Annotated in this window: 25 protein-coding genes and 2 pseudogenes; 9 read left to right on the top strand and 18 right to left on the bottom strand. The window is 35.0% G+C overall.

What is annotated here, in order from left to right; genetic code table 11:
- Positions 1–47 precede the first annotated feature (47 nt).
- Positions 48–599 carry a DUF5823 family protein gene (locus tag Q9B79_RS01480; protein ID WP_306182356.1) on the top strand — a complete coding sequence of 184 codons (552 nt, stop codon included), beginning with the start codon at positions 48–50 and terminating at the stop codon, positions 597–599.
- A 108-nt stretch (positions 600–707) separates the two neighbouring features.
- A complete protein-coding gene (locus Q9B79_RS01475) occupies positions 708–1,136 on the top strand; it encodes a cytidine deaminase (RefSeq protein WP_306182355.1) in 429 nt (142 codons plus the stop codon).
- A gap of 108 nt (positions 1,137–1,244) precedes the next feature.
- Here the strand turns inward: Q9B79_RS01475 and bshB2 are convergent, their stop codons facing one another.
- On the bottom strand, positions 1,245–1,907 hold the full coding sequence (gene bshB2 / locus Q9B79_RS01470; protein ID WP_097907609.1) for a bacillithiol biosynthesis deacetylase BshB2: 663 nt from the start codon (positions 1,905–1,907) through the stop codon (positions 1,245–1,247).
- A gap of 15 nt (positions 1,908–1,922) precedes the next feature.
- Positions 1,923–2,273, bottom strand: coding sequence for a YojF family protein (locus tag Q9B79_RS01465; RefSeq protein WP_000407039.1), 351 nt, complete (start codon positions 2,271–2,273; stop codon positions 1,923–1,925).
- Between the two features lie 414 nt (positions 2,274–2,687).
- Between Q9B79_RS01465 and Q9B79_RS01460 the strand changes: the two genes are divergently transcribed.
- Positions 2,688–4,013, top strand: a complete 1,326-nt coding sequence (locus Q9B79_RS01460; protein WP_306182354.1) for an ArsB/NhaD family transporter — start codon at positions 2,688–2,690, stop codon at positions 4,011–4,013.
- A 72-nt stretch (positions 4,014–4,085) separates the two neighbouring features.
- Here the strand turns inward: Q9B79_RS01460 and Q9B79_RS01455 are convergent, their stop codons facing one another.
- The 5 genes and pseudogenes from Q9B79_RS01455 to Q9B79_RS01435 form a co-directional block, all read right to left on the bottom strand.
- Positions 4,086–4,313 (bottom strand): coiled-coil domain-containing protein, encoded by a 228-nt coding sequence (locus Q9B79_RS01455; protein WP_001047523.1) that lies wholly within the window; start codon positions 4,311–4,313, stop codon positions 4,086–4,088.
- Between the two features lie 99 nt (positions 4,314–4,412).
- Positions 4,413–4,522: pseudogene (locus Q9B79_RS01450) on the bottom strand (GNAT family N-acetyltransferase); the annotation flags it as partial.
- A gap of 38 nt (positions 4,523–4,560) precedes the next feature.
- The gene (locus Q9B79_RS01445; protein ID WP_306182353.1) at positions 4,561–5,469 is read right to left on the bottom strand and encodes an iron-hydroxamate ABC transporter substrate-binding protein; all 909 of its coding nucleotides are present in this window, start codon (positions 5,467–5,469) and stop codon (positions 4,561–4,563) included.
- A gap of 21 nt (positions 5,470–5,490) precedes the next feature.
- Positions 5,491–6,507, bottom strand: coding sequence for a FecCD family ABC transporter permease (locus Q9B79_RS01440; protein ID WP_306182352.1), 1,017 nt, complete (start codon positions 6,505–6,507; stop codon positions 5,491–5,493).
- Entirely contained in the window at positions 6,508–7,542 is a 1,035-nt protein-coding gene (locus tag Q9B79_RS01435) for a FecCD family ABC transporter permease (protein WP_306182351.1), read from the bottom strand.
- Positions 7,543–7,817: 275 nt separating this feature from the next.
- Between Q9B79_RS01435 and Q9B79_RS01430 the strand changes: the two genes are divergently transcribed.
- A complete protein-coding gene (locus Q9B79_RS01430) occupies positions 7,818–8,582 on the top strand; it encodes a DUF817 domain-containing protein (RefSeq protein WP_306182350.1) in 765 nt (254 codons plus the stop codon).
- 123 nt (positions 8,583–8,705) lie between these two features.
- On the opposite strand, the gene Q9B79_RS01425 is transcribed toward Q9B79_RS01430, so the two are convergent.
- Both Q9B79_RS01425 and Q9B79_RS01420 read right to left on the bottom strand, forming a co-directional pair.
- Positions 8,706–9,743 (bottom strand): DUF4003 domain-containing protein, encoded by a 1,038-nt coding sequence (locus tag Q9B79_RS01425; protein WP_306182349.1) that lies wholly within the window; start codon positions 9,741–9,743, stop codon positions 8,706–8,708.
- A 214-nt stretch (positions 9,744–9,957) separates the two neighbouring features.
- Positions 9,958–10,434: a DinB family protein gene (locus Q9B79_RS01420; protein WP_306182348.1), complete on the bottom strand. Its 477-nt coding sequence runs from the start codon at positions 10,432–10,434 to the stop codon at positions 9,958–9,960.
- Positions 10,435–10,618: 184 nt separating this feature from the next.
- Here Q9B79_RS01420 and Q9B79_RS01415 point away from each other — a divergent pair, with 184 nt between their 5' ends.
- Entirely contained in the window at positions 10,619–11,107 is a 489-nt protein-coding gene (locus Q9B79_RS01415; protein ID WP_306182347.1) for a DinB family protein, read from the top strand.
- A gap of 96 nt (positions 11,108–11,203) precedes the next feature.
- Here Q9B79_RS01415 and Q9B79_RS01410 read toward each other — a convergent pair whose 3' ends face one another.
- The 3 genes from Q9B79_RS01410 to Q9B79_RS01400 all read right to left on the bottom strand — a co-directional run bounded on the left by Q9B79_RS01410 (position 11,204) and on the right by Q9B79_RS01400 (position 13,405).
- Entirely contained in the window at positions 11,204–11,680 is a 477-nt protein-coding gene (locus Q9B79_RS01410; protein ID WP_306182346.1) for a DUF2690 domain-containing protein, read from the bottom strand.
- Positions 11,681–11,697: 17 nt separating this feature from the next.
- Positions 11,698–12,210, bottom strand: a complete 513-nt coding sequence (locus Q9B79_RS01405; protein WP_306182345.1) for a DUF2690 domain-containing protein — start codon at positions 12,208–12,210, stop codon at positions 11,698–11,700.
- Between the two features lie 301 nt (positions 12,211–12,511).
- Positions 12,512–13,405 carry a LysR family transcriptional regulator gene (locus Q9B79_RS01400; protein WP_306182344.1) on the bottom strand — a complete coding sequence of 298 codons (894 nt, stop codon included), beginning with the start codon at positions 13,403–13,405 and terminating at the stop codon, positions 12,512–12,514.
- 123 nt (positions 13,406–13,528) lie between these two features.
- Here Q9B79_RS01400 and Q9B79_RS01395 point away from each other — a divergent pair, with 123 nt between their 5' ends.
- Entirely contained in the window at positions 13,529–14,494 is a 966-nt protein-coding gene (locus Q9B79_RS01395) for a quinone oxidoreductase family protein (protein WP_306182343.1), read from the top strand.
- A gap of 216 nt (positions 14,495–14,710) precedes the next feature.
- On the opposite strand, the gene Q9B79_RS01390 is transcribed toward Q9B79_RS01395, so the two are convergent.
- From Q9B79_RS01390 to Q9B79_RS01375, 4 genes are all read right to left on the bottom strand, one after another.
- Positions 14,711–15,493 carry a putative protein N(5)-glutamine methyltransferase gene (locus Q9B79_RS01390; protein WP_306182342.1) on the bottom strand — a complete coding sequence of 261 codons (783 nt, stop codon included), beginning with the start codon at positions 15,491–15,493 and terminating at the stop codon, positions 14,711–14,713.
- A gap of 279 nt (positions 15,494–15,772) precedes the next feature.
- Complete coding sequence (locus Q9B79_RS01385) at positions 15,773–16,483, bottom strand: histidine phosphatase family protein (protein WP_306182341.1); 711 nt, start codon at positions 16,481–16,483, stop codon at positions 15,773–15,775.
- A gap of 160 nt (positions 16,484–16,643) precedes the next feature.
- Positions 16,644–17,168: a GNAT family N-acetyltransferase gene (locus tag Q9B79_RS01380; RefSeq protein WP_306182340.1), complete on the bottom strand. Its 525-nt coding sequence runs from the start codon at positions 17,166–17,168 to the stop codon at positions 16,644–16,646.
- Between the two features lie 6 nt (positions 17,169–17,174).
- A complete protein-coding gene (locus tag Q9B79_RS01375) occupies positions 17,175–19,076 on the bottom strand; it encodes an endonuclease MutS2 (protein WP_306182339.1) in 1,902 nt (633 codons plus the stop codon).
- A gap of 538 nt (positions 19,077–19,614) precedes the next feature.
- On the opposite strand from Q9B79_RS01375, the gene Q9B79_RS01370 reads away from it, so the two are divergent.
- The gene (locus tag Q9B79_RS01370; RefSeq protein ID WP_306182338.1) at positions 19,615–20,406 is read left to right on the top strand and encodes an arylamine N-acetyltransferase family protein; all 792 of its coding nucleotides are present in this window, start codon (positions 19,615–19,617) and stop codon (positions 20,404–20,406) included.
- 117 nt (positions 20,407–20,523) lie between these two features.
- Positions 20,524–22,311: an oligoendopeptidase F gene (gene pepF, locus Q9B79_RS01365; RefSeq protein ID WP_306182337.1), complete on the top strand. Its 1,788-nt coding sequence runs from the start codon at positions 20,524–20,526 to the stop codon at positions 22,309–22,311.
- 35 nt (positions 22,312–22,346) lie between these two features.
- Here pepF and Q9B79_RS01360 read toward each other — a convergent pair whose 3' ends face one another.
- Complete coding sequence (locus tag Q9B79_RS01360; RefSeq protein WP_306182336.1) at positions 22,347–23,480, bottom strand: serine hydrolase domain-containing protein; 1,134 nt, start codon at positions 23,478–23,480, stop codon at positions 22,347–22,349.
- Between the two features lie 292 nt (positions 23,481–23,772).
- Here Q9B79_RS01360 and Q9B79_RS01355 point away from each other — a divergent pair.
- Positions 23,773–23,963: pseudogene (locus Q9B79_RS01355) on the top strand (hypothetical protein).
- A gap of 109 nt (positions 23,964–24,072) precedes the next feature.
- On the opposite strand, the gene Q9B79_RS01350 reads toward Q9B79_RS01355, so the two are convergent.
- On the bottom strand, positions 24,073–25,305 hold the full coding sequence (locus Q9B79_RS01350) for an MFS transporter (protein WP_306182335.1): 1,233 nt from the start codon (positions 25,303–25,305) through the stop codon (positions 24,073–24,075).
- Positions 25,306–25,309: the final 4 nt, after the last annotated feature.

Genomic DNA, 25,309 nt, shown 5'->3' with positions numbered 1-25,309 from the left:
TAGCACTTTTTAATGTCGTAAAGCTCACAAACAGGAGGCCTTTCGTAATGATTGAAATTTTAAAGACAATAGTAAATTTCCTAATTTCTCTATTCTCAGGAGAATTACCAATTGTATATTATGTGTGGATTATCGCTTTATTTATCATGCAAATAATCCAGGCTACTCTCAGCTATAAGCTCTTTAAAAAGAAAGTCAATTTCAGCACCTATATGTCAACAGAATTACTCGCTTTTATCATTCTATTGTTTGGCGGTATGTTAATATCTAAGTTACTTGCCTACATAATAGACGATCCTACTATTAGTATGACAAATGTAACACATTATTTTATTTCTCTTATCATACTAACTATATTTGTCTCTATTGGCTTTATTAAAGACTTTTTACTAACATCTATTAATAATAAAAATATAGCTCTTTTTACCACTTTAGTAGTTTCCTTACTAGCTAGTATACTGTCATTCAAGTTTTTATCACCTTTCATTGCAGGTTCCTTTTCTCTTTCTAAATCTTTTATAACTACTTTAATTATTATAGTACTCGGGTTAATTGCTCTATTAATTTCTTTAGACGAAAAGTATGCAGATGAAGAGTAATTCTTACATACATAGTGTGAAATTGGATGTCTATTCTTTTTTAACGGTATTACTATAAAAATAATATAGTCATTGAATCGAAAATTACGTAGAAATGAGGAACTACAATTGAGCATTGAACAACAATTATATGATGCAGTGAAACGTTTAATTGACCAAAGATACCCACATGGTTGGGGCGGAGCTGCAGCAATTCGTGTAGAAGATGGGTCCATTTATACAAGTGTGGCCCCTGATGTAATAAATGCTTCAACAGAACTTTGTATGGAAACAGGTGCTATTTTAGAGGCGCATAAATTTCATAAGAAAGTTACACATTCTATTTGTCTTGCAAGGGAAAATAAGCATTCTGAGTTAAAAGTGTTATCACCTTGTGGTGTATGCCAAGAACGTTTATTTTATTGGGGACCGGAAGTACTATGCGCCATTACAAATTCGAAACAAGATATTATTTTCAAACCGTTAAAAGAATTGCAGCCATACCATTGGAGCGAAGCATATCATGATGAATTTACAAAAGAATGGAGTACACGATAAAGGAAAGGTTGCTCGCAATTGGCGGGGAATAAAAACTATTAAAAAAAGCACCGTCACAAATGACGGTGCTTTTTCTATGTAAGAGCTACTAGAAGGTTCCCTTCTAGCCTACTCCCATTTATAAGTCCAAAATTGTTCAAGTTGCAGCCATTTTAATGTTGCTGCATCTTTGTTTTTGATTTTTACGTGTGTTTCTTCTAACATCGCTTCTGTTTGGGAACGATGCGCACCTAGTGCAGCTAATTTATGCTCGAATACTTCACTAATATTATTTACAACATCCGGCTCACCTAATACAGCTTCGCGATTTTTCGTAATTGCAACTGCATGAATGACTGGACGTTCTTCTTTTGGCATACGTGATACAGCGCGAACGACAGCGCGACCAAATGCATCATGATCTGGATGTACGCCGTGCTCTGGATAAAATGTAATAATTCGAGATGGATTTACTTCTTGAATGATTGCTTCAATTTTATCTGCAACGAAATCAACATCTTCAAATTCTAACGTTTTATCATGGAAACCAAGCATTCTTAAATCTTGAATTCCCATCGCTTCACATGCATCTTTTAATTCTTTTTCACGTATATTTGGAATCGTTTCACGGTTAGCAAATACGTTTTTCCCCATGTTACGTCCCATTTGTCCTAAAGTACCACATGCATACGTTACAGGTACTCCTTGATCTGTTAATAAGCGAATTGTTCCTCCCGCAGCAAATGCTTCATCATCTGGATGCGGAAATACAACAAGTACATGTCTCTCCATAAGTTTCCCTCCTTCTTACTTAAATGGCGTTAAGCTTAACTCAAGCGCAACTGCTAAGCGGCCTTGATTATCGTGCCCTGCAAGTAATAAACGCTCTTTATCGTCTACTTCCCAGTGCGTAATACCTTCTGCATATACCCAGCCGTGATCCATTTTCAAACCAACTCGGTATGGATTCGTTCCAGTAATCTTCCCGCGCTCAAAGCGAATAATTGCATTTCGAATGAATGCACCAACCGTCATCATCTTTTCGTTAAAGTGTGACGCATACGCTCCGTTCGTTGTTTCTAAATGAATATATACATCTTTATTTACAAAACGTTCAATTTCATTTTGAATAAGAGAACTATCTTTTACTATTTCCATCGGAATTCACCTCTTTAAACCATTTTACGCAAAAATAATGTAAATTGCTATCTCTATATTAGAGGACAGCGCCCACTTTTCCTAATAATTTGCACTGTGTTTCTTTATTTTTTCACCCCACATTAACGGATAGTAAGATTTCCACCTTAAAATCCAGCAAATGCACGTCAGCTATGTGGGAAATTAACTATCCCTAAATGCCCGATTGGTGAGGGCTGATAATCAGTGGGGATGAACAAAAACCCCACTGATTAAAGTTTCACTTTATATCATATGTAAAATCATCATTTTTTCCTTCACTTTGTTAAATAGTTTTCTTTCTTTTTTGAATTTGCTACAATATATTTTATCCCGTATGAATACAGCGAGATACATTTTGACAATTGAATACATACTTTAAAGAAGGTGACACGATTGGAACAGTCAGCACATGAAGTAGCAAATTGGCAATATTATTTTGCAATTGCCGTATTTTTAATCACGTACGGATTTATTATTTCCGAGAAATTGAATCGTGCTGTAATCGCACTATTCGGTGCTGCTATTATGATTATTTTTGGAATTGTAGATTTACATACCGCTTTCACATCACATATTCAATGGGAAACGATCACCCTTTTAATTGGGATGATGATTCTCGTACATATTACGAGTCAATCAGGCGTATTTGAATTTGTAGCCATTAAAGCGGCAAAAGCAGCTGGCGGAAAACCAATCCGCATTTTATTATTGCTATCCCTATTAACTGCTGTCGGATCAGCATTTTTGGACAACGTAACAACCGTTTTATTAATCGTACCTGTTACACTGTCCATTACACGTATTTTAAAAGTAAACCCTGTCCCTTATTTGATTTCAGAAGTGCTATTTTCAAATATAGGCGGAACAGCAACATTAATCGGTGACCCACCGAACATTATGATTGGATCAGCAAACAAGCATTTAGATTTTAATGCCTTTTTACTAAACTTAGCTCCAATCGTAATTATTATTTCTATCGTTACACTTGGCATTATTTACTTCATGTATCGCAACAAACTAAAAACAACAACTGAGCAAATTAAAATATTAATGGCATTGAACGAAAAAGATTATATTAAAGATCAAAGCCTCCTTTTAAAATCGATCACGATTTTGGGACTAACTATTTTAGGCTTTGTACTTCATTCGATTATTCATGTAGACGCTGCCGTTATCGCGATGACAGGCGCTACACTTCTTATGCTAATCGGCGTGAAAGAACATGATATTGAAGATGTATTTGCCCACGTTGAATGGGTAACTATTTTCTTCTTCGCTGGACTATTCGTTCTTGTTGGCGGATTAATTGATATCGGCCTTATTTCTTCACTCGCAAAAGAAGTACTCGACGTAACAAACGGTGATATCGGTTTCGCTGCCGTACTTATATTATGGGTATCAGGCATCGCATCTGCGACAATTGATAATATCCCCTTTGTCGCAACGATGATTCCGCTTATTCAAGATTTAGCTACAGGACTCGGACTATCTGTAGACTCTCCACAAATCGAAGTACTATGGTGGGCGTTATCACTTGGAGCTTGCTTAGGAGGAAACGGAACATTAATTGGAGCATCCGCAAACGTAGTCGTTGCTGGTATTGCAAAACGTGAAGGACATGCTTTCTCGTATATGGACTTCTTAAAGATTGGTTTACCGTTAACAATCATTGCATTACTATTATCACATGCTTACATATATTTACGTTATTTAATGTAAAAGTTATATTGCATGAAATTATATCGTCAAATACAAAAGGTTTGCAGCACTATGCTGCAAACCTTTTTTTCATCACCAAAATATACCGATAATTGCTAGTCCACCTAATATCATACCACCAATTTGTCCAACGATTGCTGGCGATAATTGAACACCTTTTCTCACTTCAACAACCGGTCTTTCGTGCCTTAATTGCTGCACTTCACTTTGCAGTTGATGTACACTTCCGTGTAATTCTTTAATTAGTTCCTTTAATTCAGCGACCTCTTCATTTACTGGTTTACTTTTTTCTAAATTCATTTTTCATGACTCCTTATAAGTTCAATCAGTACATTGTAAAAATTCGCCAATTATCATTATATCTCCTGCATACTACATATATAATTTTGAATGTAATTTCTAACCTTGCAGCTCTATCCATTCATCCCGCAATATCCCATAATGATGCGATTGAAACACTTCCCGTCCCTTTGAACTGCTTCTCTTATAAACATTTCTATCAGAAAGCCCCACTCTAACGTTAGAGTGGGGCTTTCTCGAATCCTTCTTATTTCGTAAACATTTTCTCCGCTTCATCCATTGCCATTTTGTTACCTAAAGCAGAATAGTCAAGCCATGGTTGGTCATTAATAATGTATACGTGCTTGCCTTTAACAGCTTTTAAGTCTTTCCAAATTGGTGTTTCTTGAAGTTGTTTAAATGCAGCTTTTGCCTTATCGTCTCTATTTACAACAACGAAAATAGCATCTGCATCAAAGTCAGGTAATACTTCTTGTGAAACGACTTCGAAAGGACGGTTTCCATCAATTTTCTCTACACCATTTGCAGGTTGTAATCCTAAATCTTGGAATAAAATTGGTCCCATCGGTCTTTTCGTACTAAATACACGTAATTCTTTTGCAGTAACACGAATTGCCATTACTTTTTCGTTATTACCTAATTCTTTATCTATTAAACTTTTTACTCGTTTTGATTGCTCTTCGTAATCTTGAATATATGTATCCGCCTCTTCCTGACGGTTTACAAGTTTACTAACTTGTTTTAAATGGTCTCTCCACGTACCCTCATCTAAATTGAAAGAATGTGTTTTTGCAATTTTTTCGTATTTCGCTAAATCTTTGCCCGCGTATTTTTCATCCACATAAATGTCAGTTGGCTTCAATTGAAGTAATGCTTCCATATTCGGATCCGTTACAACACCAAGTTTCTTCGTATCTTTCAACTGCTCTTTTGCATGTGGTAAGAAATCTTTTAAATCTCCACCAATAACAGAGCCTACAGGTGTAATTCCTAATGCCAGTAAATTATTCGTTAAGTGAATGGACATAGAAGCGATTTTCGGATCATTACTTTTTTCAGTTTTTTTCGTTGCCTCTTCATTAGAATTCGTTTGACCACATGCTGCTAATACTAAAATACACATCATGCTAAATAAAATAGTAAGTTTCTTTTTCATATGTTCTCCTCTTTGAAGTATTTATTTTGTTTTTGTAAGTAAATAAAGAAAATACGGTGCTCCTAAAGCTGCCACTACTACACCAGCTGGAATAGAATTTGGCTCGAATATAGAACGACCTATCGTATCTGCTAGTACTAAAATAATCATTCCGATAATGCCAGCTAGTGGAAGGAAATGTTGATAGGTAGTACCTACTAACTTTCTTGCAATATGCGGAGCAACTAAACCGATAAAACCAATCCCTCCTGCCATTGATACACTCGCGCAAGATAATCCTACCGCTGTAGCTAAAAGGAGTAACCGTTCTTTTTGAACAGAAACACCAAGTCCTGCTGCCACACTATCACCTAGTGACAATGCATTTAACGTTTTAGATTTTAGCCATGCATACGGAGTTAGTATGAAAATCCAAGGTAATAATGCAAGGACATGAATCCAATCCCTTCCCCACACGTTACCAACTAACCATCTGGAAGCGAATGTATATGTCTCATCATTTAACTTGAGAGAGAAAAATAACGAAATCGCACTAAATCCAGCTGAAATAGCAATACCAACGAGAATAAGTCTAATAGGAAGTAGACCTTGTGACCGATCATTCGCAAGTATAATAATTAAAAATGCAGCTAGTATTCCCCCGCAAAATGTAAATAACGGTATTAAAATCGATGCATTTTCATTAATAGAATGAAAGAAAGTAACGAATATAATTAGCCCGAAAGATGCACCTGCATGTAATCCTAAAATACCAGGGTCCGCAAGTGCATTACGTGATAATCCTTGCAAAATCGCACCGGAAATCCCAAGGCCAATACCAGCTAACATGGTGATTATAATTCTTGGCATACGATAATCGTATAGCACTGTTGCGCTCTCAAAATCACCATAACCGAAAAGTGTTTGAATTACTTTAAGTGGCGCTATGCTCAGTGTCCCTGTATTTAAACTAATTAAAATGACAGCGATACTAATACAACCCAAAATTGTAGTTACAGTAATAGCTCTCTTTTTATCTGTGTTCAAAAGATCCTTCACTTATAGCTCCCTCCCAACTTTACGTGCTATATAGAGGAAGAATGGAACTCCAACAAGAGCCACCATAATTCCTATCGCGAGTTCTTTAGGAGGGTTTACTGTTCTTGCCCCTAGGTCCGCTAAAACTAATAACATAGCACCTAATAATGCTGACATAGGAATAATGAGTCGATAATTCACACCAACTATTTTTCTAGCAATATGCGGGATAACGAGTCCTACAAATCCGATAGAACCAACAGCTGAAACAGATACACCTGCAAGAATGACTACTATAATCATCCCTAGTATTCTCGTTCGGTTCGTTTTTACTCCTAAATTCGTAGCGACGTCATCCCCCATTGATATGAGTGAAATAGATCGCCCTATCACTATCGCAAAAAGAATCGTTATAAGAATAATAGGAACTAAAAACTTCAAATGTTCCCACTTAACCCCTGCAACACCACCAGCGTACCAAAACGCTAAATCTTGACTTAAGTCATAATAAATCGCGATACCTGAACTCAACGAATGCAATAACGCGGCCATAACTGCCCCTGCAATCGTTAATCTCATCGGTGTTAATCCGCCTGATGTGGCCGATCCGATAATAAAAATGAGTACTGTACTTAAAACCGCTCCAATAAAAGAGACAATCATTAAATAGGAATATGGCATATGCGGAAAAAAGGCAAAACTAAGTGCTACTACAAACATTGCACCTGCATTTATGCCAAGCACACCTGCATCAGCTAAAGGATTTCGTGTTACTCCTTGCATAACAGCCCCAGCGACCGCAAAAGCCGCTCCTACAACTGCTGCGCCAATTACCCTTGGGAGCCTTAATTCGTAAATGATTTGATGCTGCGTTAATTTTGGATTGTAATCAAAAACCGCTGTCCATACAGTTTGCAAATGGATATCCTTTGCACCGAATGCAATAGCTAAAAATATAGATCCGATTAAACATAACATTGTTAAGCTCATGAAACATATGAACTTAATATGTATCCAACGATTATTGCCAGCATGTACAGCAAACTTATGTAACATGTTTCATTTCATCCTTTATATTCAGTTGATTTTTATAATTATTTTTAATTTATAATTATTATTGATAATAATTATCATTTTCATTTAGATATTATATCCCCACTTTTTTTAAATAGCAAACTATTTTTTTACTTCTTTAAATATTAAAATGCTTATTACAATTCCTTTCTAAAACTTACAAATACATGCAAAATAGACTACTGGATTATTTTTAAAATTGTAGTATACTTAGTCATTATTTTAAGTTTTCTAACAAAAACATCGAAGGTGACACAATGTTCTATATAAAACAACTACTACACTTCACTTATGAGCAAGCATTATCCTGTTTATTCCCTGTCGTTATTTTCTTAACACTAGCCCTATCAAAAATCATTTCTATCCCAGGGGTATACCGCTATGATTTCATACTTATCGTATGTCTTCTTATGCAGTTGATTATGTACAAGACTGGACTTGAGACGAAAGACGAACTAAAAGTAATTACTGTTTTTCACTTTATCGGGCTGCTACTAGAAATATATAAAGTACATTTCGGTTCATGGAGTTATCCTGAAGAGGCATATGCGAAGGTTTTTGGAGTTCCGCTATACAGTGGTTTTATGTATGCAAGTGTTGCAAGTTACATATGCCAAGCTTGGAGAAGGTTGCATTTGCAAATGCATCATTGGCCGAGGGCTATTTTTGCCATACCGCTAGGAGCAATGATTTACTTTAATTTTTTCACACATCATTTTCTATATGACTTTAGATGGGTATTAACTGTCCTTTTATTCATCGTTTTCTTTCGGACATTTGTGGAATTTTCATTACGAGGCGTTACATATAAAATGCCACTCGTTCTCTCCTTTTTCCTTATCGGATTCTTTATTTGGATTGCCGAAAACATCGCAACATTTTTCGGAGCATGGCAATATCCAAATCAACGAGAAGTATGGAATCTCGTTCACTTAAGCAAAATTAGCTCATGGTTTTTACTCGTTGTTATTAGCATTATGATTGTTACACAACTTAAACATTTGAAGGCGTCGAAAAAATAACGCTGATTATGTAAAAACAGATAGCCCATCACTCATTAGAGGGTAATGGGCTTTTTTATTAATATTTTTTAAACCGTTCGTTATAAATTCATCATAATTTACAAGAGCATAAGCATTTGCACATTATGAACTACTACTAGCAGAAGAGGTTGCTGCAGATGAAGCGGCAATCGTTGCCATCATAGCTGCCTGTTGTGCTTGTATGAGGACTTCTATCATTGTTTGTAAGCCTGTGTTGGTAGCTTTACTTTCTTCACCTTTCTGACTTACGAACAGTTGAATAGCAATAAGAATGTTCGTCTCTGTATGCCAACGGAACAATTTCTCTCCCTGCAATTTTTCAATGAACGCTTTAATAGAATGAATCTCTTTTTCTCCATCCTCAAGTAATGCTAGTAGCCCGATAGCTGGGTAATGCATCTGTTTCACTTTTACCTTTTCTTGCTTTAATAAATTCCATATGTTTGTGCATGTTGCAACTAATATTTCTTCACGGACATCCTTCTTTAATGAAAGAATATGACTTAAAAATTGAAGATCATTCCCTTTACGTAAGCCAGCTTTCGCTAGTTTCTGATAAAGACGTTCCACTCGGTCCATAAGTGTTTCTACATTCTCTGCTTGTCCTGCTAGTAAAACCGCGAGCGGATAATCATTTGTACCTGTAAGAAAAAGATGATCCTCTTTCATTCGTTTATATACTTGCATCGAACGCTGAATGTGCGCGCCATGCTGTTCATTTTCTTCTGTTAAAAGCACAGTTGCAGCGAGATACGTAAATATACTCCGGCTAAAACCACCAGCAACCAGTTGTTCATATAAATCTAAAAACCTCCGAAAAGCTTCCTTGTAATCTGTAAAGTGAATATGTAATGTTGCGGCCACCACAAAGCGATGATAAGACTTTAAGTACGAAAACATCCCTACCTGATTTTTAATATAACTACTAATTTCTAAAAAACGTCCGAGATCAAATAATGTATCACTACCTGCATACATAGCAGCAATCATCATACCTGTGCGAGAATCACTCGTTTTCCATTTTAGTTCTCCCTTTAACTGTGAATATGTATGTATATATCGCTCCAGCTTTTGTTCTAATGTAATCATAGTATTCACCCCTATTTCTAGTTCTTCTCTATTATTATACGTATATTCCATATTTAGGAATACTATAATTAATAATCACAACATAAAAAATTATAAAATTCTCTTATCTCTATATATTGTTTTCTTACCTTTTTTCATCAGCATCACGATGCTAATCCCTAATCCTTCAAGAAGTTATACAAAAAAGGTAGATAATAATTTATCTACCTTTTTTGTATATATTATTTAACATTACACCTGTATTGCTTGTTATATGCAATTAAGACTAAAGAGCTTTAATAATACGTTCCATCGCCTTCATTTGCCCAATATGATCAGCTTCATGATAAAGCATCATACCGTAAAGCTCTCCTAATGTTTCTAGTCCTAAGAATGGCTCTGGCAGTTTATTTTCAAATGCTTCTGCTGGAATTTCGTTAATACGTTTTGCTTGTTCTTTTAATTGAGCCGCTAACACTTCCAATGACGGCCCCTCTGTTTTCCATTTAGATGGTTTTGATCCATACCCAAACATACCTGGATATTCAGTTGGTAATTGTTTAAATTCTTTTCCAAACATGAAAACTTCTGCTGCCGTTAACACATGACCGATATGCCAGCGAATTGTATTGTTAAAACCCTCTGGCTGTGTATCTACAGTTTTATCGTCTAGCGTATCCATAAATTTAAGCAATTCCCCGCGCGTTATTTCAAATTGTTTTAAACCAACTAATCTATTCATTTGATCGCTCTCCTTCTTCATGTACCATTTATTATGAACTAAGAATGTTCAACTTATTAAAGTTTCACCTTGTTTAATCTATCAGAAACAATGAAGAAATACATCTAATATGCTTTGTAAAAACATTTAAAAGGTTCACCCCTAATAAATATAGAATTACTTACTACACAGTTAGTTTAGTAAATAATAGAGGAGTGTCAATTACATGTTACATGTTTTAAAACAACAATATAATCTTATTAGCTCTACAAGAGAAACTCTATTTTCGTTTTTGGAAGAAATCCCATTAGAAAAATTACATAGCACTGTTCCAAATTTCGGGAGCGGTAGCATTATAAAGACACATATTCATGTAGCCGATTGCTATCGATACTGGCTTGGATCATTTGCATTTAAGCAAAAGCGAGCAGATTTTTCATTTGCTAGTGATGATGAAATTGAGCATGCAGATGTAGAGAAAGTCCGTGCTAGATTTAAGTTAGTAGATGAGACTGTACAACGTTTTTTAGATGAATACAATGACCGCTGGCTCGAAAATATAGCAAATGAAGTAAAATGGCAAAAAGAACCTTGGAGCACAACACCGCTATGGCTTTTAACTCATACGGAGACTCATGAGTTTCACCATAAAGGACAAATTGTATCAATGACTCGTCACCTTGGGTACAATCCTCCTGATACAGATCTTAGTTAATTCGATTTTTCTAAACTCCCAAAAAATCGAGCATGTTTTGAAAACCAATCAAAACATGCTCTTAAAATATTCTACCTTACAATCTCCATATCCTCATCAATACCAAATAGTCTCCGCATAATTATATGCATCACTATTTGGAATGGCATGTTTCCCCTGCGCTTGCGCCTTTCTTGGATCTAAATCATATACCATTGGCGTATAGCATGATGTTTGCCCTTTATTCACAACACCATTTCCTCCAGCACTCCCGCAAGTATATGCCTTTCCATCTGTTTTTCTTACAATTCTTGCATCAGCTTCATTATTATAAACTGCTGGGCGAGTTACAGTAACTTTTGCCCATGCTGTCTTACACGTCGTGCTAAATTTTAATTCCACATAAGAATTTGAATCAATCCACTTCTTTTCTTTCGTTACTGCTGATTGATCACAACTATTGTAATACGGACTTTTCCCATCATACGAATGGTCTTCTGCATATGCTTTATCATTATCGGTCGTACTAAACATAGTAGTTAAAACGAGCAAAGATAGAAAAAAACATGCGCTCAGCTTTTTTAAAAGTTTCATAGCACTCCGCTCCCTTATTAATAACGTCCAGTTTTCCCGTAACCATTATTAATCGTCACCGCTTCGGCATCAGCCGTATAACCAAAATCAGCAGTTAAATCAAATACCATTCCTGTATACGTACTCGTTTGACCTGTTTTTATTGCTCCATTACCACTATTAGAATCTACTGATTTTTGAAATACACCGTTTTTATATTTATTAATAACAGCGTAAGCATATACTCCTCCAGAAACAGAAGGTGCTGGTTGATCTAAAACAAGCTTAGACCATGCTGCATGACATTTATTACTGTAACGTAAATAGACTGTTCCTACTTTTTTACTACCTTCGTACACCGCTGTAGTCTTTGCATTAAATCCATCAGCATCACACGTTGTACTTCCCCCGTATACCTTTGTTGTTGCTGGATTTTTTCCGTCATAATAACTACTTAAATCAGTAGCTGCAAATGTACTTTCTTGAAAACTAAATAATACACCTACACTAGCTACACTTAACACACATACTTTCATTAGCTTTTTAAACATTTTCAATTCCCTCCCTCAAAATAAGTACTTATAATTAAGACAATCTATCCCCTATGTATGCTCCTCCTTTCATGCTTCCTAGAGCATCTTACAGAAACGAATAAATGTTGTAAATTCCCTTATGATTATTGGAATATACGAAGAAATTTACGTATCCGTCTAAGAAAAAAAGTTGAGAAATACACATTTTATAGCATTCTTTATTTAAAACATAAAAGAACCGATACTCGTTTCATGCAAGTATCGGTTCTTTATACAAAATTGCCATTTTTACTATTATATAAAATAAATATTTCTCCACTTAATCCGTTGTAAAAAACTCCCTCGTTACATCAATAAATTGCTGTAGTGGCGCTGTCATCCATTTATCTTTATGCCAAGCAATTTGTGTAAAAATTGGATTGATAGTTTTTTCTAGATGTAACTCTTTTATCGTCCCCTCTCGGATATCTTTTTCTACTACTATAGCTGGTAAAACCGCTATACCTAAATCTGCAATAACACATTGTTTAATTGCCTCTACACTAACGAACTCAATTTTATTTGCTGGATACACATCTTCTGTACGAAATAGCTCTTCAAATAAAGTTCGGTACGAGCACCCTAGCTCTGTTAGCAACAGTGTCTCACTTTCTAAATCTTTTATAGAAACAGAAGTTTGCTCGAGTAAATGATGTCCTGAAGCAGCTACTATTTTTAATTCTTCTTTCATAAGCGGCTCCACATGTAAAGCATCTTCTGTTTTACATTCATCCAAAATAAAAGCAAGATCAACTTTTCCCTCCATCAATTGTTCCTTCGCATCTTTATTGGAATGCGCCGGTTTAAATATAAGCTTTATTTGAGGAAATTGTGCTTTAAACCTCTTTAATATAGAAGGCAGTCTATATGTACATTGACTTTCCTGTGCACCAATTATTAACGTACCTGATATTTCTTCATCATCTTTCACAGCCATTTTCGCTTCGTTGCTGAGTGCGATCATCTTGTCGGCATATAGTTGAAACTTCCTGCCTGCTTCAGTTAAGAAAAGGCGTTTTCCTAATCTTTCAAATAACGGCGTACCTAGCTCAGCTTCTAACGTTTTAATTTGCGCTGTTACGCTCGATTGAGCAAAGTTTAATTTCTTCGCAGTTTGCGTAAAATTCAAAGTATCCGCCGCTACTTTAAATGTAATTAATTGTTTTATCTCCATTTATCATCCCTCTTTTCAATCGATATTTCCGATTGTTTTCATCGAAATAATCCTCTTCGTCTATCGATATTTGTATTGTATGATAAAGAGCATCGACAAACAATAAAGATGGAGGGATTCCATATGAAAGCACTTTGTTTCGAACAGTTTGGAAATCCGGATGTACTACAATATAAAGAACTAAATGATCCAATCATAAATCCAAATGAAATTCTTATCCGTACGAAAGCAATCGGACTAAACTTTGCTGATATTTATAGACGCCGCGGCGATTATCATCTTGCTGGCAACCCACCGTATATATTAGGCTATGAAGGAGCTGGCATTGTTGAACAAGTAGGAGCTGACGTTACGAATATTAATCCTGGAGACCGTATCGCATTTGCTGACGTACCATTTGCAAATGCAGAACTAGTTGCCGTTCCATCCGAGAAAGCAATTATACTTCCAGATTCGATTTCTTTTGAAACAGCCGCTTCTGTCTTATTGCAAGGCCTAACAGCACATTATTTAACGAAAGATAGCTATGAAATAAAACAAGGTGATATAGCTTTAGTACATGCCGCAGCTGGTGGGGTTGGGCAACTTCTCGTTCAAATAATTAAACTACTAGGCGGAAAAGTAATCGGTCTCACGTCATCAAAAGAAAAAGCACAAATAGCTACATTAGCTGGTGCTGATCACGTATCTTTATATACGGAAGCATGGCCTGCGAAAGTACTTGAAATAACAAACGGTGATGGAGTAAATGTTGTATATGAATCAGTAGGTTCTACATTAGAGGAAAGTTTTAGCGTTACTAAAACTGGTGGCACTGTCGCATTTTACGGAATGGCCGGTGGTAATCCTGCGCCTGTTGATCCGCGTATGCTTATGGATACTTCGAAAACTTTAACTGGCGGAGACCTTTGGAACGTGCTTACATCTTATGAAGAGAGAAAAGAACGCTCCTCTCAATTATTCCAATGGATTGCGACCGAAAAATTAAAGATTGCAAGTCCTACTACATTCTCTTTACAAGACGGTGCCCGTGCTCATGAATTATTAGAGAGCCGAAAAAGTGCAGGGAAGATTTTATTAATTCCTTAATCGTTCCTATTAAAAAAAGAAGCTAGATTCGATTTTATCAAGACCTAAATTGAAACAGTTAATAAATGAAAGGACATAACATATGTTATGTCCTTTCTTCTTCAAATAACGAGCCCGTGTAAATTTGGAATAAATTTGTGCTCATTGCTCAATTAAAACGCTCTTTAAGTGAATATTAATTTTTTATTTGTAAATAAGACTACGTACTAATTTATGCTAAAAACGAGAATTCACTCCTATAACAACAGTAGCGTCTATTTCCTCGTCTCTAGCCACTTTCGGATTAAGCCCAGCATCAGCAAAAATTTCAAAGGTATGCGTTGCCTGCATTTCGCTCGTCTCTATTAAAAGGTGTCCTCCTGGTGCTAACCAGAGAGATGCTTCATTTGCTACTCTTCGCTGAATGTGAAGTCCATCCTCTCCCCCGTCAAGCGCTCTCTTTGGTTCATGTAGACGCGCTTCCTGTGGGAGCAGCTTTATTGCCTTGGTAGGAACATATGGTACGTTTGCAACTAAGGTGTTCACACGACCTTTAAGTGAATGAGGCAGGACTTTATACAAGTCACCTTCAAAAACATGTCCACCAAAATTTGTTACGTTGCGGCTTGCACATCGTACTGCGACAGGGTCAATATCAACAGAATACAATTCAACTCGTCCTAAAGCTTTCACCAAAGCTACACCCACAGCGCCTGACCCGCAACATAAATCAACGACGATATCATCAAAACATGTCAAAGCTGTTGCCTGGTGAACAAGAAACTCTGTACGTTGACGAGGCACGAAAACCCCTCGGTCCACTTCTATCCGCAATCCACAGAATGCTGCGTAACCAACCACATATTCAAGTGGCAAACCATGGGCCCGCATTTCCACCATTTCCTTTAGATCCTCTGGTGTTTGTGCCTCTGACATAAGTAACCGGGTTTCATCTTCTGCGAAAACACACCCCGCGCTCTGAAGCCTGTTAATGATACATTTTTCCGTTTTATTGTCCAAAAAGGAATTACATTCTTTTCCTATTTATCTCACCACTTTTTCTTATTTATAACCCTGTATTCGCTAAAAATTGGATGTATCCTTTTTAACAAAGTGGTCCTATTCAAAAAAATACGCCCTTATTCAATTAAATGACCTGATTGTTGAACAAAGAAACGTTCTACACAATAGAAAGTTTCATTATAATATCCCAATATAACCTTATAAATGATGCACTAAAAAATAAAAAGGAAGCTAGATTTTACTAACTTCCTTTTCTTATATCTATTTAAGATAGTATTATATTTCAACACTTTCTTTCCCTTTTGCAACGTAACTCATATCCCCAACCGACTCGACTGTATATGTTCCATCTTGATATACAATCTTCGTCACACTAGCATTTTCTACTCCAAGTTTTGTTTTGCTACTGTCTAGCATTTCAATTAATGCAGTAATCAAAAGCCCATGAACGACAACTAAAACATTACCGCCTCCATTTGCAGCAGATTCTTCACTAATTTTATCAATCTCTGCTTTTATACGAGTAGAAAATAATTCCCAATCTTCCGCCTGTTTTGTAGGGTCCGCTGCTCTAATAAGATTAATCACTTCTTGAATAGAAAACTTCATAAGTTCTTCTGGTGATGCAACGCCCGCAGCTTTTCCAACCACATCCCACATATTTTCAAGTTTTTCACCTTCAAAAATACCAAAATTTAATTCTCGTAATTTTTTTCTTTGCTCTAGTTTCAATTTTGATTGCTCACTATATTTTAATACTAAATTAGCAGTTTCAATCGCTCGGCCGCTATCACTACTATACGCCTTCGCAAAATGAACATCTTTTAATCCTGTTCCTAAATTAGAGGCAACTTCCACACCTTTTTCTACTAACGGAGAGTCTGCCCAACCTTGCGCACGATGATTCGTATTTAATATTGTTTTACCGTGTCTTGTAACATATAACGTAACTATATTCTCATTGCTATCTGTTTCTCGCTTCTTCATTCAATTCTCTCCCTTTACATTTCTATATCAATTTTACCACCTTAATTATTCATTGAGCAAAATATACGTAAGTACATTTGTTTAATAAAAAAGCTATCTTTCTGTATATCCCCTACAAAAAGATAGCATCTTTTATGATTATATTTTTCAACCGATACTCTTACTCAGCAAAAGCACTCGAATATTGCACAACTCCTTCTATACCTTGCAGAGCGTTCTCACTTAACTCAACCACCATAAATGTTTCATCTGGCACTTCAAATGGTGCTTTTATATTCCACTCACTTGCTTTTTTAAAACCGAATTTCGGATAGTATTCTGGATGTCCTAATACTACAACTGATCCGTATCCGAGTTCTTTCGCTTTTTCTAAAGCAGCTACAATAAGTTTTCCACCAATTCCTTTTTTCTGATGCTCCCTAACAACTGAAACCGGTGCAAGTGCTAATGATTCTACAGAAGTTCCATCCTGTTCTATCGTAATTTTGGATAACATAATGTGACCAACGATTTCCTCATCTACTGCAACGATTGATAATTCAGGAATAAATGCTTCACATTTTCTAATACGATTCACAAGTTCATGTTCTGTTTTATCGCTACATTCTTCATGTAAAAATGCTTGCTGTACCACTTCTTCTGTTTTTCTATAATCGTTTTGTTGCTCTTGTCTAATCACTATCATTTTAACTTATCCTCTATTCCTTCTTATTTCTTTTTGGATTTTACGAAGCGCTTTTTTCGATCCGCGCTCAATATCATGCTGCATTTTTCTTTCTTTATAATCGACAAATAGTGTATTTAAATCGTATCCCTCTGGGTATAATTCCTTTGCTGCTACCTCTAACGTAATACGTTTTATATTTACTTCAACAAATTCACCGTTATAATATACAACGACGTTATAGAAATTATCTATTTCCTTATAGATAATACCAAAATCATCATAATCCAATAAGTTTACACGATCGCCGATTTTGTACTCGTAATGGTTTTCTCTTTTTTCTTGCACAAATTTCGGTTTTCTAATTTTACTTTCATTCACTTTTTCTAGAGTGTACTCTTTATTTTCCATATAGGCCTTCGCTCTTTGCAGTACACGCTCTCGTACGTTCATTTTATTCGCAATCCAAAGTGCATTACTTTCACCTGATTTACCGATTACTAATTTATAAAGTGGTTCTAGTGTCTCACTATTAAATTGCATCGCTGCATTCATAAAATCATCGTGCATTTCTGAGAATCGTTTAATTTCACCGTAATGCGTACTCGCCACTGTAATACATCCCGCCAGATAAAACTCCTCTAAAATAGAGATTGCAAGTGCTGCCCCTTCGTTCGGCTCGGTCCCACTTCCTATTTCATCAAATAATAACAGCGTATTATTGTTTGACATCCTCATAATTTCAGATAGATTTTTCATATGAGATGAAAATGTACTGAGTGCATTTTCGATACTTTGATTATCACCAATATCTACAAATACATTTTCGAAAATAGCAATTTCTGTTTCTTTATCTCCGGCAATGTGCAAGCCTGACATTGTCGCTAATGTTAACAAACCAATTGTTTTTAAAACGATTGTCTTCCCGCCTGCATTTGGTCCTGTAATAATTAAACTACGGTAATTTTGACCGATTTCAAAGTGTAACGGTACTACTTTTCCACTTAAAAGCGGATGCTTACAATTTACTAAATGCATGTAGCCGTGATCATTTAATTTCGGCTCTATTCCATCGATTGATTTACTAAACTTCGCTTTCGCAAATACCATATCATATTGACTAATTAACTCCATGTTAATCTTTATACTATAAATGTTTTCTAACACCATTCCTGCTAAAGTCGCTAAAATTTGATACTCTTCCATCGCTTCTTCTGCTTTCAAACTTGCGAGTTCCATATTTAACTTTGTAACCGTGTGTGGTTCTATAAATACAGTAGAACCTTTAGCAGATGCTTCAATTATACTCCCCGCAACTTGATTTTTATAAGAAGATTTAATTGGAATCGTATACCTATCATCCTTCTTACTAATAAAGAATTCTTGAATATACTTCTTATTTGCACTACTATTTAAAAACTTCGTTAAACGCTCTTTTATTTTTCCGTCTACAGAATCGATATTATTTCGAATTCGTTTTAACTCTTTACTAGCGGCAGAATCAATGCTATTTCCTTTTATTGAAAAATTAATTTCTTCTTCAATACTTTTAAATTCAGTCATTGAATTTGCATAAGAAGCTAATACTGGCGCAAAAAATTCTTTATCTAACATAAACTTTTTAATCTTCCTACAGCCACGTAAAAAATCTGAAACACTTACTAACTCTTCAGGATCTAAAATCATCCCTTTTTCTAATTTTTGAATCGTACTTGCGATATTTGAAATACCGAAAAAAGGAACATGCCCTTCTGCATCTAATATAGCTCGCGCTTCGGTTGTTTCATTTAATCGATTCCTTACTACTTTTATACTTGTACTCGGCTCTAATTTATTTATTAATTCTTTTCCTAATCCACTTACACAATAAGATTTCACTATATCCTTTAATTCGTTATATTGTAACTTTTCAAAAGTCATTGTATTCATTTTGTTTCTCCTCACTATGATTAATTTATATCATAAATGAAGATACCTACTCATTAGATTCCAATGAGCTCTACATTATTCGATTACCATTTTTATACATTAAAAATATATACAAAAAAGCTGCGGGGATACCGCAGCTTTTACATTTACAAGGCATGTGTAATAACATATGAGGAAATAAGCCATAAAAAACAGATGGCAATCCCCTTATTACACGCTTTATAAAGTATTGTAGGTATCTTCATAGGTATCGAAATAAATCCATGACAAAATTAGGGGTATGGTATACATAAAAATCCCCTGTTCTTATCCGATTTATTTCATTAAATTTTTCCTATTTAGTACCTACCGCACTCACAAAAAGCACCTCTCATTAATTTATATTATAGTCATTGAAATCTAATTCACTGGAATCATCATACTATATGTGTAGCAATAAGTAAAGGTGTCATGCTTTAGTCGTACGCACATTTGCGGATGTTTTCCCATTCAATATTAGATACAATATATATACAAATCGTTTAACGGAGGGATTTCTATGACAGACTTTCAAAAACAATTTTTTGCGCGATTACATATAGAAGAAAAAAACAAAGTTTCATTTGAAGATTTACCTAACATTATGTACGCGATGGCACAAACTGTCCCTTTTGAAAACTTAAATATTCTCGAAAACAACTTTACAGAAATATCAAAAGAAAACCTAAAAGAAAAAATTTTAGTAAACAACCGTGGCGGTCTTTGTTATGAACTCAATCCTACTATGTACTACTTCCTTAAAGACGCCGGATTTGATGTTCATCTCGTTTCAGGAACAGTGTACAATGCAGCAAATTCTATATGGGCTGTTGATTCTGGACATATCGCAACTGTTTTAACACATCGTAATGAACTTTATTTAATTGAAGTAGGATTCGGATCATACTTACCTCTTGCACCTGTCCCTTTCTCAGGTGAAGTCATTCACTCCGTTACAGGAGATTATCGTATTCGTAAAGAAATGACCCAAAAGGGAAACTACATGTTAGAGATGCGTAAAAATAATGAGTTTTTGGATCAATCCTCTGCTGATAATTGGACGTTAGGCTATGCATTTTATTTAGAAGAAGTCACTGAAGAAAAAGCAAATGCAGCACAAAAAATTATCGTTGAACATGAAGACTCACCATTTAATAAAGTACCTCTTATTGTAAAACTAACTGAAGATGGGCATGCATCTTTAACAAAGGAAAGTCTCACAATAGCGAAAAACGGTAAAAAAACGAAAGAAAACGTTACAAATGTGCAATATAAAAATCTTTTACATTCAAAATTCGGAATTACATTATAATTTTTCAAGCCTTGCCATTTTAGCAAGGCTTTTCAATTTTCAGCAGGGATTTTTTGCAATTTGTTGTATTTCATAGTTATATAGGAATATAACTACATATTTAGAAAGGAAACGATTATGACTGAACTTAAAGAGCGACTACAAGTAGATGAGAAAGAAAAATGGGATTTAACGGATATATACCATACGATTGAAGATTGGGAAAGCGATTTTCATAAAATTGAAATGTTAACGAAAGAATTACACGAATTTAATGGCAATATTCACAACGGTAATAGCTTATTAGCTTATTTAACAAAGAGCGAAGAAATATCTAGCATAATATCTTTAATGTTTGCTTATGCACGATTACAATCTGATCTTGATACACGCGATACTGACGCCCAATCACTTGTCGATAAAGTGTCACAATTACACGTAAAAGTAAGTGCGGCTAAATCTTTCTTTTCTCCATTCTTACTTAGCATAGATGAAGACACATTACATTCATACATAGAAGAAGCAGAAGGCTTACAATATTATAAAGAAGACTTATTTGAATTATACCGTTATAAAAAACACGTATTAAATAAAGACCAAGAAGAGATTTTATCCCAAATGGGCGAAGCACTTTCCTCTCCTCAGCATACATACGGCATGTTAAATAATGCAGATATACTATTTGGTGAAGTGACAACTGATGAAGGAGAAAAAGTTACTTTAACGCGCGGCATGTATGCAAAGTTAATAGAAGATGAGAATCGCGAGAAACGTAAAGAAGCCTATAAAGCTTATTACAAACCATACGTTCAATTAAAAAATTCTATCGCTTCTACTTTATCTGCTGCTATTAAAAATAATGTTACTATTTCAAAGCTAAGAAACTATCCATCAGCTTTAGAAAAATCATTATTTGGCGACATGGTTCCGAAAAAAGTATATGAAAATTTAATTGAGACTACGAAAAAAAATATTCAATCACTACATACTTATAATGAACTTCGAAAAGAAAAATTACATGCAGATGAACTACGCCAGTACGATTTGAGCGTTGATTTAGTAACTGGTGTAAAACAAGACATTCCATATGATAAAGCGTTTGACATCATGATCGAATCACTCGCTCCATTAGGTGAAGAATATATCGAAACATTAAAAAGCTTTAAAGATAAACGCTATATTGACGTGAGAGAAACGCCTGGAAAACGTTCTGGCGCTTATAACTTTGGTGTATACGGTGTTCATCCTTTCATTCTTTTAAATCATCACGATGATTTAAATAGCCTTTTCACTCTAACTCATGAATGTGGACACGGTATGCATACGCATTACTCACACGGATACCAACCAAGAATTTCTGCACACTATACTATTTTTGTCGCAGAAGTCGCTTCTACAGTGAATGAAGTGCTATTAATTCATCATTTATTAAAAGAAGCAAAAGATGCTAATGTACGTAATCATTTAGTAAATCACTTCATCGATAAATTTAAAGGCACTTTCTTTACACAAATCATGTTCGCTGAGTTTGAAAAAATCACACATGAAATGGCGCAGCAAGGTAAACCATTAAATGCCCAAGTCTTTAGCGAGGTTTATGAAAACTTGTTTAGAGAGTATAATGGCGACTCTCTTGTATTTGACGAAGAAGTAAAATACGGCTGGGCTAGAATACCGCATTTCTATCGTCCATTTTACGTATACAAATACGCAACTGGATTCGCTTCTGCAATCCAAATTGCAGATAAGTTATTGAGCGGTGATCCAAATGCTCAAAAACATTATATTGAATTCCTTAAAGGCGGAAGTTCTGACTATCCATTAAACTTACTGAAAAAAGCTGGTGTTGATTTAACTACGCCAGAACCAATTGAAAGTGCATTAAATCGTTTTAGCTCACTTATTGAAGAGTTTTCAGCTCTATAAAAAAGAAAAGCCTCTCGCTAGAGGCTCTTTCTCTTTCATGTTCCGTTTCCTTCTATTAAATCATTCGCCATTTTCCTAAACTCTTGATTAAATGAGTCGTTCATACCATTTTGGACGTTAGAAAATAATATGACAAACGTTTTTTTATCCCAGTTAAAATTATTAAATGTATTCCAACCTGCTAATACGCCGTGGTTATGATAATAATCTGGATACGTATAGAAACTAAATCCATATTTTCTTGCAGGTGATGCAGTAAACATATCTAATACACTTTGTTTAGAGAGCAGTTTTCCATCCATAATAGCCTCATCTAACCTTTTCATATCTTCAACAGTCGTATACATTTCACCACACCCATACAACCAGTTCATTTTCAAACGGGGTGTAGCTATTAACTCATTATCTTTTCTCGTATAACCTTCTGCTAAAAAAATATCTTCAGGGAGAGTTGCACCCATTCCAGATTCATGCATTTCAACAGGAGTAAAAATATTTTCTTTCACATATTCAGCGAGCGGTTTATTTGCTATCTTTTCTACAATATACGCAAGTACCATATAATTATAGTCTGTATATTTCCATCCTGTCCCTGCAGGAAATTGCAATTTTTGCGCTCCAATCCACGTTACTAACTTTAATCGTGACGCTGCATTCACCCTACCTTGTCCTTGATCTGGTAACCCGGACGTGTGTGTTAACAAATTTCGTAACGTAATGTTTTTATCTGCTGGAAACGATGGAATATACTTATTTACATTGTCTTCAATATTTAATTTCCCTTTTTCCTTTAGCTGCATAATAGATATTGCAACGACTGTTTTCGTAATAGAGCCAATACGATATTTCGTTCTTGGTGTTGTCGCTACTTTATCTTCCACATTCGCATACCCATAACCTTTTCGTAGAATCACATGGTCTTTACTGGCTACAAGAACGCTCCCATTAAATCCTTTATCTTTTAAATATTGATCTAGTTTTCCAGCAACAACTTCATAGCGCTTTTTCTCATTTGCATCAATTTCTTGCATATCATCCTTTTGTTTACTATTTATATTAGAAAATGCCTTTATATCATATTTCTTACCTTTATTTTCATGCAGTAGTGCAACAACACTCCCACAAAAAATAGCAAAAATAAAGAAAACAATTAACCATTTCTTTAACATAATAGGAACCCTCTTTTATCTAGTTTCACTTAACGTACATCCATCCTATTCTATATCTTTTAATTTTCAAACATTTTATAATACTACCTATTATTCACCTAAATGAACTAGATTCCCTTTTCTCACATTCAGTTTTTGACTACTCTCTATTGTATTTCTTTCTTGCAAAATTTCCACCTTACAATCGGATACACCCTACTACAATTTCAATGACTTATGTAACATTTGTTACACATTGTCAAAAAGTAGTTATAAACATGAAAATACTGATAGACGCAATCGATTAGAAGATATGATGTTCTATTGCAGAATAATAAAAAACATAGTTTTAATTTAATATTACGTAATATAGATTATAATATTAAATTAAAATAATACTGAAAAATTTTCAAACAAAATAAATCATGCACATAACGATATAGAAAAAGACTCATTATAGCTAAAGTAACAGGAAATTTCAAGAGAAGCAATGAATCCGATTGAAAACGAATCTCATTTACATTTTGATTATACAACATATAAAAAAAGAAATGTCGCTCATTCGGCATTTCTTTAGACTTTTTCATAAAAAATTTACATTGCTAACTTTCTTTTATTTTTTGTTTTTACTATATAAACTCACTGCTGAGATACATAATAATACCACTATACACAACCACGCATACGTATACCCTTTCTCATCTACAATATAACCAAATAAAACAGGTGCAACAATAATAGCAATTTGATTGAATGTAAGTGCCAAACTAACTGTTATCCCAACAGAATCTTCACTCGCCAATTCAGCAACTTCGACGATAAAAAGACTAAACCATCCAATCGAAAAGAACCCTAACAATGCACTTACACCATACAATACACCAGTCGTTACTGTATGTATGCCCATGACTAACAATAGAATCAAGCCGATAGAAGCACAGACAGCTATAAATAATGGCGTGCGCCGATTTCCCTTATAAAACAAATCACTACTAGCTGCTAATACAACACGGCCAATCATTCCAGAAAAGAACATCACTGAAAATACTGTTCCAGCTACAATAGATGTAATAGATTGTTCTCTTACTAAAAATTTCATGAAGTGTCCAACTAACACCATTTGTAATGAAATCATGCAAATACCCGTTATATATATTGGATACAACTCTTTTTTACGTATCACTACTTTTAGCTGCGTCCAAAAAGAAATTTTAATATATCCTTTCCTTGCATCCACTTGAACATATGGTTCTTTATAAAACATAAAAAATAATAATCCTCCAATTATACAAATGCATGCCATACTATTTATCGCGTAAGTCACATTATATTGTATCGTAAGAAATGGGATTAGCACTCCCGCTAATGCGCCGCCAATCGGTATACCAGCTTGCCTTATTCCCATCGCTAATCCACGATTTTCTTTTGAAAACCATTTCAAAATCACTTTACTTCCTCCTGGCTGGGAAACACTATAAAACATCCCTACGAATAAAAGTACAAATAACAGACCATTCAATCCACTTACTATATTAGTTAGTAAAAACGAACCTCCTAATAAAAATGAACTGATAGAAATTAATAATTTTTCATTATATTGATCCAGTAACCGGCCGACAAAAAGCATGCAAAATAATGGTCCAACATTTACAACACTTACTAACAATCCACTTTCCATATTCGTAAGCGCATATTCTTCTTTCCAAAATAAAGCGAAAGCTCCAACACCATATGTTATAAGTGTCGCTGTTGTTTGAGTAATCGTCGCAAACAATAACATAACCCACTTATAAGTACGATTCATCCTTTCTTCCATTAACACAATAATCCCCCCATCCTCTTCCATTGTA

The sequence above is a fragment of the Bacillus sp. MHSD_36 genome (assembly GCF_030757775.1).
Lineage (GTDB): Bacteria > Bacillota > Bacilli > Bacillales > Bacillaceae_G > Bacillus_A.
Note: the sequence above shows the minus strand (reverse complement) of the source record. Positions and strands in the feature narration are given on the sequence as shown.

Coding starts and splice junctions, on each gene's coding strand:
- Q9B79_RS01425 (WP_306182349.1), bottom strand. CDS start 9,743: ATGGAATATACGTATAATAATAGAGAAGAACTAGAAATAGGGGTGAAT.
- Q9B79_RS01435 (WP_306182351.1), bottom strand. CDS start 7,542: ATGTTACATAAGTTTGCTGTACATGCTGGCAATAATCGTTGGATACAT.
- Q9B79_RS01455 (WP_001047523.1), bottom strand. CDS start 4,313: ATGAATTTAGAAAAAAGTAAACCAGTAAATGAAGAGGTCGCTGAATTA.
- Q9B79_RS01375 (WP_306182339.1), bottom strand. CDS start 19,076: ATGAATACAATGACTTTTGAAAAGTTACAATATAACGAATTAAAGGAT.
- Q9B79_RS01370 (WP_306182338.1), top strand. CDS start 19,615: ATGACAGACTTTCAAAAACAATTTTTTGCGCGATTACATATAGAAGAA.
- Q9B79_RS01410 (WP_306182346.1), bottom strand. CDS start 11,680: ATGAAACTTTTAAAAAAGCTGAGCGCATGTTTTTTTCTATCTTTGCTC.
- Q9B79_RS01430 (WP_306182350.1), top strand. CDS start 7,818: ATGTTCTATATAAAACAACTACTACACTTCACTTATGAGCAAGCATTA.
- Q9B79_RS01400 (WP_306182344.1), bottom strand. CDS start 13,405: ATGGAGATAAAACAATTAATTACATTTAAAGTAGCGGCGGATACTTTG.
- Q9B79_RS01405 (WP_306182345.1), bottom strand. CDS start 12,210: ATGTTTAAAAAGCTAATGAAAGTATGTGTGTTAAGTGTAGCTAGTGTA.
- Q9B79_RS01420 (WP_306182348.1), bottom strand. CDS start 10,434: ATGAAGAAGGAGAGCGATCAAATGAATAGATTAGTTGGTTTAAAACAA.
- Q9B79_RS01380 (WP_306182340.1), bottom strand. CDS start 17,168: ATGATAGTGATTAGACAAGAGCAACAAAACGATTATAGAAAAACAGAA.
- Q9B79_RS01350 (WP_306182335.1), bottom strand. CDS start 25,305: ATGGAAGAGGATGGGGGGATTATTGTGTTAATGGAAGAAAGGATGAAT.
- Q9B79_RS01465 (WP_000407039.1), bottom strand. CDS start 2,273: ATGGAAATAGTAAAAGATAGTTCTCTTATTCAAAATGAAATTGAACGT.
- Q9B79_RS01480 (WP_306182356.1), top strand. CDS start 48: ATGATTGAAATTTTAAAGACAATAGTAAATTTCCTAATTTCTCTATTC.
- Q9B79_RS01360 (WP_306182336.1), bottom strand. CDS start 23,480: ATGTTAAAGAAATGGTTAATTGTTTTCTTTATTTTTGCTATTTTTTGT.
- bshB2 (WP_097907609.1), bottom strand. CDS start 1,907: ATGGAGAGACATGTACTTGTTGTATTTCCGCATCCAGATGATGAAGCA.
- pepF (WP_306182337.1), top strand. CDS start 20,524: ATGACTGAACTTAAAGAGCGACTACAAGTAGATGAGAAAGAAAAATGG.
- Q9B79_RS01445 (WP_306182353.1), bottom strand. CDS start 5,469: ATGAAAAAGAAACTTACTATTTTATTTAGCATGATGTGTATTTTAGTA.
- Q9B79_RS01395 (WP_306182343.1), top strand. CDS start 13,529: ATGAAAGCACTTTGTTTCGAACAGTTTGGAAATCCGGATGTACTACAA.
- Q9B79_RS01415 (WP_306182347.1), top strand. CDS start 10,619: ATGTTACATGTTTTAAAACAACAATATAATCTTATTAGCTCTACAAGA.
- Q9B79_RS01385 (WP_306182341.1), bottom strand. CDS start 16,483: ATGAAGAAGCGAGAAACAGATAGCAATGAGAATATAGTTACGTTATAT.